The organism is Rhodococcus sp. ARC_M12, assembly GCF_022810385.1.
GTDB classification, from domain to species: Bacteria; Actinomycetota; Actinomycetes; order Mycobacteriales; family Mycobacteriaceae; genus Rhodococcoides; species Rhodococcoides navarretei.
On the sequence record NZ_JALGQI010000042.1, the window covers coordinates 1 to 2,427 of the forward strand.

Genomic DNA, 2,427 nt, shown 5'->3' on the forward strand with positions numbered 1-2,427 from the left:
GGTGATGGCGCTCATCGAAAGTGCTCAACTTCGCTCAGCGAAAGTGCTCACCCGGTAGCGGTGATCACTGTAGCGGTTGACGGGTCCCGGTGACGGCTTTGCGGAGCTTCTCCGAGCGTGCGTTGTGGTCGCGGAGCCGGTAGGAATCACCGGACATGTCGAGGACTACCGATCGATGCAGGAGGCGGTCGAGCATGGCTGCTGCGACGGTGTCGTCACCGAGAACCGTTCCCCACGATCCGACCCCGCGGTTGCTGGTGATCACGATCGATGTCTTCATATACCGTTGCGAGACAACCTGAAACAACGCCGAAGCCGCCTCTCCCGGCAACGGCAGATACCCGAGTTCGTCGATCACCAACAGTGTCGGCCCGGCGTAGAACCGCATCGTCGTCGCCCATCTGCCTTCGATCGCGGCCCGGTGACATCGAGCGGCGAGATCGGCAGCGGTGGTGAAATACGTCCGATACCCGGCATGTGCAGCAGCCCGTGCCAGCCCGACCGACAGATGCGTCTTTCCGACCCCGGGCGGTCCGATGAGCAGCACATTCGTCGCGGTCTCCAAATATCTGCAGGTCGCGAGCTCATCGATCAGCTTCTTGTCGACCCCGGCGGCGTTGTCGAAATCGAAGTCCTCGAGCGATGCCGGGGTCGGCAGGCACGCGAACCGCAACCTGCCGGTCAACCGCCGCGCTTCGGTGGCGGCGACCTCGATCGAGAGCAGCCGCTCCAACGCTGCCGTCATCGACAGGTCCTCCGCCGCGGCCTGGTCGAGGACCGCCGGCAACGCTTCGGCGGCGTCGGCGAGTTTGAGGACCCCGAGATGGCCACGCAAACGTTGGTAAAGGCTCGCTGCTTCCGCGGTGTTCGGTGCGGGAAGTCGATCGGCGGTGGCACGTGGTGTCGGTGTGTCACTCATGCGAGAGTGTTCCTTCCCCGTGCGGCCCGCTCGTATGCCGAGAGGTCGATGACATCCGATGATGCTGCCGCGGAATCGGTTTCAGCTGTTCCTTCCGAGTTGTTCGTCCTATGGAAATGGCTGCCACGCAATGCTTCTGCCGCTCTGAGCGCATCAGGCCCTGGTGGTATCCGTTCTTTGCGGCGGTGCGGTTTACCGGTGTTCGCGGTCGCCATCGCGGCCCGTTCGAGCGCGACGACATGACCGCTGTCGCGGACGACCATGCCGAGACCGTCGGCGGCGACCGCATGCCTGGCGACAGTGATGCCGGAAGCAGTGACGATGTCGAGATGACTACCACCGACCGGGCGGGTGACGGTGACCTGCGCGGACGCCAACTCCGGCGGCACGGAGTACTGGTTGCCGCGGTAGGACACCAACGCTTGCCGCGACGCCGTCCGACTGTCGCCGAGAATGACCGGATACGCCGTCGCCGGCGGTTCCTGCAGGGGTTCGGCCGCTGCGAGGTCGGCGACAGTGCTGGTCCCGTCCGGGGTGTGGCGGGTGCGACTGTCGGAGATGGAGGCACAGAAGTTGTCGAGATGCGCTTGGGCCTGCTCGACGCTCATGTCCGGTAACGATCGCCACCATCGCTGCGCTGCAGTGTGATTCGCCTTCTCGACGACACCTTTGCGGTTCCCTCTCCGCGGTGGGCAGATCGCGACCGAGACCCCGTAGTACTTCGCGACGCCGGCGAAGCTGGCGGTCACCGCACCGGACTCGGGGTAGCAGACAGTGGCCATCCGATCGAAGCGCCACACCCGGGTGAGGCCGCCAAGAGCGCGGACAACGCGGTCGAGATTGTCGACCAGATGCGGTTGATCCATCGACGGGGTCAACACCGCCCGCCACTTGCCCGAGTGTGCGAGGGAGCCGACCCACAGGTGTGCTGTTCTGCCCCAACCCCATTCAGTGGGTGGGTTCGGGAGATCGACGTAGTCCCATTGGGTTTCTTCACCCGGTGGGTGGTCGATGATGGCGTTGGCTCGGTCGGTTGCGGTCCTGCAGGCCAGGCAGATCGGGCGCAGTTTCTGCTGCCGGATCTTGCGTGTCATCGTCGGATAGGACAGTGCGAAACCCAGGGCCAATAGTTCGTCGAACAGGGCGACCGCCCACAGGTGCGGGTCCTCGGTGAATCGGTAGCGGATGTAGTCGACGAAGTCCTCGAACGGGTCCGGTGTCGACCTCTTCCGAACTCCGGGGGTGGTGGTGCCGTTGATGTAGTTGCGGACGGTTCGGCGGTTGCGGCCGGTATGGCGGGCGATGTCCGAGATCGACATGCCTCGTTTGTGCAGTGCGGATATCTCCATGTCCTCTTCCCATGTAAGCATGAGATCGCGGGTCTCCTTCGGGACGCTGGTGTGTGGTCAGAGACCATCAGCATCGGAGGAGGCCCGCCCTCATTGGCGGAGCCACACGGGTGAGCACTTTCAGAGATCAGATCTGGGCATTTTCACTGAGCGCCGTCA

2 protein-coding genes are annotated in these 2,427 nt (G+C 64.1%); both read right to left on the minus strand.

Going from position 1 to position 2,427, the window contains the following annotated elements; translation table 11 throughout:
- Nucleotides 1-64: 64 nt before the first annotated feature.
- Complete coding sequence (istB, locus tag MTX35_RS25205) at nucleotides 65-919, minus strand: IS21-like element helper ATPase IstB (protein ID WP_243597468.1); 855 nt, start codon at nucleotides 917-919, stop codon at nucleotides 65-67.
- Nucleotides 916-2,289, minus strand: a complete 1,374-nt coding sequence (locus tag MTX35_RS25210; RefSeq protein ID WP_243597469.1) for a helix-turn-helix domain-containing protein — start codon at nucleotides 2,287-2,289, stop codon at nucleotides 916-918. The genes istB and MTX35_RS25210 overlap by 4 nt, the downstream gene beginning before the upstream one ends.
- Nucleotides 2,290-2,427 lie beyond the last annotated feature (138 nt).